Source organism: Alcanivorax sp. UBA3183 (genome assembly GCF_002364155.1).
In the GTDB taxonomy this organism is placed as follows: Bacteria; Pseudomonadota; Gammaproteobacteria; order Pseudomonadales; family Alcanivoracaceae; genus Alcanivorax; species Alcanivorax jadensis.
In genome coordinates this window covers 152,932-160,292 of the sequence record NZ_DEXN01000047.1, presented here as the reverse complement: position 1 = coordinate 160,292, position 7,361 = coordinate 152,932, and the positions used below count along the sequence as shown (strand labels likewise).

8 protein-coding genes are annotated in these 7,361 nt (G+C 59.0%); 7 read left to right on the top strand and 1 reads right to left on the bottom strand.

Annotation, left to right across the window (positions count from 1 at the left end; translation table 11 throughout):
- The first annotated feature begins 309 nt into the window (after nt 1-309).
- The 5 genes from trpE (at nt 310) to B3Q33_RS15275 (ending at nt 4,668) form a co-directional block, all read left to right on the top strand.
- Nucleotides 310-1,803 carry an anthranilate synthase component I gene (gene trpE, locus B3Q33_RS15295; protein ID WP_272963061.1) on the top strand — a complete coding sequence of 498 codons (1,494 nt, stop codon included), beginning with the start codon at nt 310-312 and terminating at the stop codon, nt 1,801-1,803.
- Nucleotides 1,803-2,405: an anthranilate synthase component II gene (locus tag B3Q33_RS15290; RefSeq protein WP_272963062.1), complete on the top strand. Its 603-nt coding sequence runs from the start codon at nt 1,803-1,805 to the stop codon at nt 2,403-2,405. Before trpE ends, B3Q33_RS15290 begins: the two co-directional genes overlap by 1 nt.
- The gene (gene trpD, locus B3Q33_RS15285; RefSeq protein ID WP_272963063.1) at nt 2,402-3,445 is read left to right on the top strand and encodes an anthranilate phosphoribosyltransferase; all 1,044 of its coding nucleotides are present in this window, start codon (nt 2,402-2,404) and stop codon (nt 3,443-3,445) included. Before B3Q33_RS15290 ends, trpD begins: the two co-directional genes overlap by 4 nt.
- Nucleotides 3,446-3,459: 14 nt before the next feature.
- Complete coding sequence (gene trpC, locus B3Q33_RS15280; protein WP_272963064.1) at nt 3,460-4,254, top strand: indole-3-glycerol phosphate synthase TrpC; 795 nt, start codon at nt 3,460-3,462, stop codon at nt 4,252-4,254.
- Between the two features lie 114 nt (nt 4,255-4,368).
- Complete coding sequence (locus B3Q33_RS15275; protein ID WP_035250216.1) at nt 4,369-4,668, top strand: isochorismate lyase; 300 nt, start codon at nt 4,369-4,371, stop codon at nt 4,666-4,668.
- A gap of 151 nt (nt 4,669-4,819) precedes the next feature.
- On the opposite strand, the gene crp is transcribed toward B3Q33_RS15275, so the two are convergent.
- The gene (gene crp / locus B3Q33_RS15270) at nt 4,820-5,449 is read right to left on the bottom strand and encodes a cAMP-activated global transcriptional regulator CRP (RefSeq protein ID WP_035250214.1); all 630 of its coding nucleotides are present in this window, start codon (nt 5,447-5,449) and stop codon (nt 4,820-4,822) included.
- Nucleotides 5,450-5,749: 300 nt separating this feature from the next.
- On the opposite strand from crp, the gene B3Q33_RS15265 reads away from it, so the two are divergent.
- Nucleotides 5,750-6,175, top strand: coding sequence for an OsmC family protein (locus tag B3Q33_RS15265; protein ID WP_272963065.1), 426 nt, complete (start codon nt 5,750-5,752; stop codon nt 6,173-6,175).
- Between the two features lie 131 nt (nt 6,176-6,306).
- Nucleotides 6,307-7,113: an adenosylmethionine decarboxylase gene (gene speD, locus B3Q33_RS15260; protein ID WP_052043094.1), complete on the top strand. Its 807-nt coding sequence runs from the start codon at nt 6,307-6,309 to the stop codon at nt 7,111-7,113.
- Nucleotides 7,114-7,361 lie beyond the last annotated feature (248 nt).

The window sequence follows — 7,361 nt, the reverse complement described above, 5'->3', positions numbered from 1 at the left end:
AACCTTCGCCTTGCGAGCAAGGCTCCAACGGGGGCATGGTCTGGGGGGAGTGTCTGGCGTCGGGCGCTATCATTAGCTAGAATTCCCCGAATCTTCACGTTTGAGAAAGGACGTCCCCCTTGGACCGTGCCCTGATCAACAGCTTTGCCTTCCTCTCCGCACCCGCCAGCTGGCGATGGTGACGCTCCCTCTGTGCCTGTGTTGAACGCTTGCACGGACACGCCCTTTTTGCCTTGTTTTTCCTCTACAATTGTTGCACTTGTCGGCCTGTGCGTTTGAATGGCCGAGCGAAGACCAATAGGGACAACCATGTCACAACAGCAACTGGATCGTTATGCCCAAGAGGGCTATACCCGGGTGCCGCTGGTACGCGAGGTGCTGGCGGATCTGGATACGCCGCTGACCGCCTACCGCAAGCTGGCCCAGGGGCCTTACAGCTACCTGTTTGAATCCGTTCAGGGGGGCGAGCGCTGGGGCCGTTATTCCATTCTCGGGCTGCCGGCCACGGAAGTGATTCGCATCACCGGCCAGGCCGTTACTGTCAGTAATGAACAGGGCGAAACCACCACCGAGGTGGTTGACCCGATCCAGTGGATTGAAGACTACCGTCAGCAGTATCGCTCACCGGAAATCCCCGGGCTGCCCCGTTTCAACGGCGGCCTGGTGGGCTACTTCGGTTATGACAGCGTGCGTTATTTCGAGCCCCGGCTGGGCCCGGCGCCCGGCGAGGATGTGCTTGGCGTGCCGGATATCCTGCTGATGCGCTCCGAAGAAGTGGTGGTGTTCGATAATCTGCGCGGTGCCCTGTTTCTGGTGGTACATGTGGATCCCCGTGACGCGGACGCCGGCGAGCAGGCCGCGCAGCGTCTCGACGAATTGCAAACCCTGCTGCGCGCGCCCTTGCCGGAGCCGGAGCATACCGTCTATGGCGAGCCCGTGGACGAGAGCGATTTTCAGAGTGAATTCCCGGAGGAGCAGTTCAAGGCCGGTGTGGAAAAGGTGCGCGAGTACATCCTCGCCGGGGACGTGATGCAGGTGGTGCCGGCCCAGCGCATGAGCTGCCCTTTCAAGGCGCCGGCCCTGGATTTGTACCGGGCCCTGCGCTACCTGAACCCGTCGCCCTACATGTTCTATCTGGATCTGGGGGACTTCCATATCGCTGGCTCCTCCCCGGAAATTCTCACCCGGGCAGAGCAGGGCGCCGTCACCGTGCGACCCATCGCCGGTACCCGCAAGCGCGGTGCCAATAACGAGGAAGACCAGGCTCTGGAAGCAGATCTGCTGGCCGACCCCAAGGAAATCGCCGAGCACCTCATGCTTATCGATCTGGGCCGCAACGATGTGGGCCGGGTGGCCAAGCCGGGCAAGGTCACGCTCACCGATAAAATGGTGGTGGAGCGTTACTCCCACGTCATGCATATCGTCTCAAATGTGGAAGGTGAGTTGCGCGACGGCCTGGGGCCACTGGACGTTCTGCGTGCCACCTTCCCGGCCGGCACGCTGAGCGGCGCGCCGAAAATTCGCGCCATGGAAATCATCGACGAACTGGAGCCCACCAAGCGTGGCGTCTACGGCGGTGCAGTGGGGTATATCGGTTTCAACGGTGACATGGATACCGCCATCGCCATCCGCACCGCCGTGGTCAAGGATCAACGCCTTTACGTACAGGCCGGCGCCGGCATCGTTGCCGACTCCGTGCCCCAGTCCGAGTGGGACGAGACCATGAACAAGGCCCGGGCGGTGTTCCGGGCAGTCAATCTGGCACTGGGTGGTCTCAACCTGGAAGACGGAGGGCAGCGGTAATGCGTGTGCTGATGATCGACAACTACGACAGCTTTACCTACAACCTGGTGCAGTACCTGCAGGAGCTGGGCGCCGAGGTGCTGGTGCACCGCAATGATCAGATCACCATCGAGGAGATCGAGGCGTTGAACCCGGACCGGCTGATGATTTCCCCGGGGCCCTGTACCCCCAACGAGGCAGGCATCTCCATTGCTGCCATTCAGCACTTTGCCGGCAAGCTGCCGATTCTGGGGGTCTGCCTGGGCCATCAGGCTATCGGCCAGGCCTTCGGCGGCAAGGTGATCCGTGCCCGCCAGGTCATGCACGGCAAGACCTCACCGATCTACCACAGCGGTGCGGGCGTTTTCCGTAACCTGCCGTCTCCCTACACGGCCACCCGCTATCACTCCCTGGTGGTGGAAAAGGACAGTCTGCCGGACTGCCTGGAGATGACCGCCTGGACCTGCAATGAGGATGGCAGCGTGGACGAGGTGATGGGCATGCGCCACAAGACCTTGCCCATTGAAGGGGTGCAATATCACCCCGAGTCTATTTTGAGTGAGTATGGCCATGCCCTGCTCGAGAACTTTCTGAAAAGCGAACAACAAGGGGACGCCGCATGAATATCCAGCAGGCCCTGGCCAAGGTGGTTGAGCAGATCGACCTGAGCATCGAGGAAATGCAGGAAGTCATGCGGCAGATCATGACCGGCGGCGCCACCGACGCCCAGATCGGCGGCTTCCTGGTGGCTCTGCGCATGAAGAGCGAATCCCTGGACGAGATTACCGGTGGCGTGCAGGTGATGCGCGAGCTGGTTACCGCCGTACCGGTGCAGAACCGCCAGTATCTGGTGGATATCGTCGGCACCGGTGGCGACGGCGCCAACCTGTTCAATGTGTCCTCGGCCAGCGCCTTTGTGGCCGCCGCCGCCGGGGCCCGAGTGGCCAAGCATGGCGGGCGCTCGGTGAGCTCGAAAAGCGGTTCGGCGGACCTGCTGGAAACTGCCGGCATTGCCCTGGACCTGACCCCGGAACAGATTGGCAGCTGCGTGGATAACGTGGGGGTGGGCTTCATGTTTGCCCCCAACCACCACAAGGCCATGAAATACGCGGTGGGCCCGCGCAAGGAACTGGGCATGCGTACCCTGTTCAATATTCTCGGCCCCATGACCAACCCGGCGGGCGTGCAGCGCCTGGTGCTGGGGGTCTTCTCCGAGAAGCTGTGCCGGCCCATGGCAGAAGTGATGGGGCGTCTGGGCGCCGAGCACGTGATGGTGGTGCATAGCCGGGATGGCCTGGATGAGATCAGCCTGGCCACCCGCACCCATGTGGCGGAATTCCGTAACGGGGAAATCAGCGAATATGAGGTGACCCCGGAAGATCTGGGGCTGGACTCCGATTCGCTGGTCGGCCTGGATGTGACCGACTCTGACGCCTCCCTGGCGCTGATCCGTGATGCCTTCGGCAAGCGCAGCAGCGATGCGGCCCGCAAGGCGGCGGACATGATCGCCCTCAACGCCGGGGCGGCCATCTATGTGAGCGGTATCACCCGGACTCACAAAGAAGGGGTACGAATGGCCGAAGACCTGATACACAATGGAGAGGCAGCAGAGCGCATGCGTGAACTGGCTCAATACAGCACGGCCCTCACCGCTGCGGACTGATAAGGAGAGCGGTTATGAGCACAGGCACCATTCTCGACAAGATCATTGCCCGCAAGCAGGAAGAAATTGCGGTCGGCAAGAACAACTACACCCTGGGTGAGCTGGAGGCCATGGCCGCCAACGAGCGCAAGTCCCGGGGATTCATTTCCAGCCTGTTTGACCGGGTGCGTGACCACCAGCCGGCAGTGATCGCCGAAATCAAGAAGGCCTCCCCCAGCAAGGGTGTGATCCGTGATGATTTCGATCCGGTGGAGATTGCCCGCAGCTACGAGAAAAACGGCGCGGCCTGTCTGTCGGTGCTCACCGACAAGGACTTCTTCCAGGGTGATGAGCATTACCTGCGTGCAGCACGTAACGCGGTCAATCTGCCGGTGTTGCGCAAGGACTTCATGATCGACCCCTGGCAGATCTTCGAGTCCCGGGCCATGGGGGCCGATGCCATTCTGCTGATCGCGGCGGCCCTGTCTGATGAGCAGATGAACGAGCTGTACCACGCTGCCCAGCAAGCCGGCTGCGATGTGCTGGTGGAAGTGCATACCGAAGAAGAGCTGGAGCGGGCGGTCAAGCTCAACGCCGAGCTGATCGGCATCAACAACCGCAACCTGCATACCTTCGAGACCAGCCTGAATACTACCCTGACGCTGGCGGAAAAGGTCCCCGGCGACCGTATGATCGTCACCGAAAGCGGTATCCACACCTCGGAAGACGTGACGCTGATGCGCAAGAACGGCATCAATGCGTTCCTGGTGGGCGAGGCCTTCATGCGGGCGGAGGACCCGGGGGCGGCGCTGAAGGCGCTGTTTTTCTGAGTTGACAGTTGATAGTGGACAGTTGACAGCTCGCGCCTGAACTTTTGTGAATGCTGAAATTTGTGAGGCCGCGTCCATAAGTATGGGGGCGGCCTTTTGTTACCGGGGGAGCATATGACAGGAAAGTCACCGCAGGAATGCCTGGGCATGGAGGATGTGCGTGCTGAAATAGACAGCCGCGACCGGCAAATCATTGCCCTGCTGGGCGAAAGAGTAGGCTATGTTCATGCTGCCGCAGCGTTCAAGACAAGTGAGGATGGGGTTCGTGCGCCAGAGCGCTTTAAGAGCATGCTTCAGACCCGGCGGGATTGGGCGGAGCAGGAAGGGCTGGACGCAGACATGGTCGAGAAGCTTTACCGGGATTTGGTGGAATACTTCATTCAGCGGGAGATGGAGGCGTTCAAGGGTAGTTGACAGTTGATAGTTGACAGCTCGCGCCTGAATTTCTGTGAATGCTGAAACCAAAGAAGCCGCGCTCATAGATTTGGGCGCGGCCTCTTTGTTTTAATGAACCAATGACTTCGCCCGCGACGCTGTCAACTGTCCACTATCAACTGTCAACTTTTTACCGTGTTCCGTAAACCACCATGGTCTTACCCTTAACAGACACCAGCCCCTGTTCTTCCAGGTTCTTCAGTACCCGGCCGACCATTTCCCGGGAGCAGCCGACGATGCGGCCGATTTCCTGGCGGGTGACCTTGATCTGCATGCCGTCCGGGTGGGTCATGGCGTCGGGCTGTTTGCACAGGTCCAGCAGGGTGCCAGCCACACGGCCAGTCACATCCAGGAACGCCAGATCGCCCACCTTGCGGGTGGTGGCGCGCAGGCGACCGGCGATCTGGGCGGAGACGGCGAACAGGATGTCGGCGTCTTCTCGGGCCAGTTGCTTGAATTTGCCGTAGCTGACTTCGGCGACTTCGCATTCAGTCTTTGCTTTTACCCAGGCAGAGCGTGACGGGTCGTTCTCGAACAACCCCATTTCACCGAAGAAATCCCCTTCATTCAGGTAAGCCATGATCATCTCGCGACCATCGTCGTCTTCGATCATGACCGTCACGGAGCCCTTCAAAATATAGTAAAGCGCATCCGATTCATCACCCGCATAAATGATGGTGCTCTTCGCCGGGTACTTGCGGCGATGGCAGTGGGCCAGAAACTGGTCCAGATTTGGAATAATTTTGTTGCCGTCAGTCATGGGTGCTCAATATTAAGCCAGAAAAATGTCTTAGCTGGTAAGCGTAAGGATATTGCCTGTTTTTATCATTGATGCCAAGGGAACTGGCTCTCACTCTCAATTTTCACAGGCTCAGCGGTGGTTTATGGCTGACCGGCACCGGATCAGCAGGCAATGGGGAGGGCTGCCCGGTGGCAAAATTATCTGCCATCCGGGGCTGTCAGGGGGGTGGCGGCGCCCCCGCGCTATGGTACTCTGCGCCCCCTTTCGGGGCTGGATAAAGGCAGCCTGGAGCGGTGACTGGAACCTGGGAGATCCCCCATGAAAGCAGTGGTTAAATGGCAGGGCGAAGCCTGCTATGAAGCGCAGACTGAAAGCGGCCATAAGGTGCTCATGGATGGTCCGCCGGATCACGGTGGTCAGAACCGGGGACCGCGTCCCATGGAGACCCTGTTGCTGGGTGTTGGCGGTTGTTCCTCCTTTGATGTGGTGCATATCCTCAAGAAGTCCCGCCAGGACGTGACGGACTGCCGCTGTGAGTTGACCGCCGAGCGTGTTGATGAAGTGCCTGCGGTATTCAGCAAGATTCATCTGCACTTCATCGTCAGCGGCAATAACCTGAAAGAAAACCAGGTGAAGCGGGCGGTGGAGCTGTCTGCTGAAAAGTATTGCTCGGCCAGCATCATGCTGACCCGAGGTGGTGTTGAGATCACCCATAGTTATACCATTGAGGGGCAGGAAGCTTGATTCCTGCCCGGTCAACGGTCCGGCGCAAGCCGGAGGCAAGCTGAGGCCCTGAGGTCTCGCAAACAGGTAGCCGCAGAGTCTGCGGTGGTGTGTTGGTTTTATTGTGGCGGTGACGCCTACGGGGTACAGCTGTGGTGAAAGATCCCAATCCCAAGATTACGGTTCATGGTTTCAACAACCTGACCAAATCCTTGAGCTTCAATATTTTCGATATCGCCTATGCGAAGACGGAACAGCATCGCAAGGAGTACATCGAGTATATTGACGAGCTGTATAATGCCGAGCGTCTCACCGAGATTCTCACCAACGTGACCAAGATCATCGGCGCCAACGTGCTCAACGTGGCTCGCCAGGATTACGATCCCCAGGGCGCCAGTGTGACCATGCTGATTGCCGAGCATGAGAGTCCGCCGGATGGCACTGACTGGGACGAAGAAGCGCCTGGCCCGCTGCCGGACTCCGTGGTGGCGCATCTGGACAAGAGCCATGTAACGGTGCACACCTACCCGGAATCCCACCCGGATAACGGTATCTCCACCTTCCGGGTGGACGTGGATGTGTCCACCTGTGGAGTGATTTCACCTCTGCGGGCGCTGAATTACCTGATCCACAGCTTCGATTCCGATATCGTTACTGTCGACTATCGGGTGCGGGGCATGACCCGGGATCTGGATGGCACCAAGCACTACATTGATCACGACATCAATTCGATCCAGAACTTCCTCACCGAAGACACCCAGAACGCCTATCAGATGATCGACGTGAATGTGTTCCAGGAGAACATCTTCCACACCAAGATGTTGCTCAAGGACTTCGACATCGACAACTATCTGTTCGGTGCCGGCAGTGACGAATTCGAGAAGGAAGAGCTGGAGCAGATTGAGGAGCGCCTGCGCACCGAGATGCTGGAGATCTTCTACAGCCGGAATATGGGGTAAGGAAGCTTCGAGCTACAAGCTTCAAGCTCAAAGCAAAACAAAAAAGCCGCATCCTCTTGGGTGCGGCTTTTTTGTTGTTGGCTACGAAGCCGCTGTAGGAGCGCCTCTTGAGGCGCGAACCGTGCGAAGCACGGAATCGCCCGCAGGGAGATCAAACACTCCAAACCGTGACAGAGTTTCGATAGAAAGATCAGTAGGGTTTTGAAGGGTTGCCTCGCCAAGGCTCGGTTCGCGCCTCAAGAGGCGCT

Excerpts from the sequence above, each read along its gene's own strand:
- B3Q33_RS15265 (WP_272963065.1), top strand. The coding sequence starts at position 5,750 with ATGAAAGCAGTGGTTAAATGGCAGGGCGAAGCCTGCTATGAAGCGCAG.
- B3Q33_RS15275 (WP_035250216.1), top strand. The coding sequence starts at position 4,369 with ATGACAGGAAAGTCACCGCAGGAATGCCTGGGCATGGAGGATGTGCGT.
- trpC (WP_272963064.1), top strand. The coding sequence starts at position 3,460 with ATGAGCACAGGCACCATTCTCGACAAGATCATTGCCCGCAAGCAGGAA.
- crp (WP_035250214.1), bottom strand. The coding sequence starts at position 5,449 with ATGACTGACGGCAACAAAATTATTCCAAATCTGGACCAGTTTCTGGCC.
- B3Q33_RS15290 (WP_272963062.1), top strand. The coding sequence starts at position 1,803 with ATGCGTGTGCTGATGATCGACAACTACGACAGCTTTACCTACAACCTG.
- trpE (WP_272963061.1), top strand. The coding sequence starts at position 310 with ATGTCACAACAGCAACTGGATCGTTATGCCCAAGAGGGCTATACCCGG.
- trpD (WP_272963063.1), top strand. The coding sequence starts at position 2,402 with ATGAATATCCAGCAGGCCCTGGCCAAGGTGGTTGAGCAGATCGACCTG.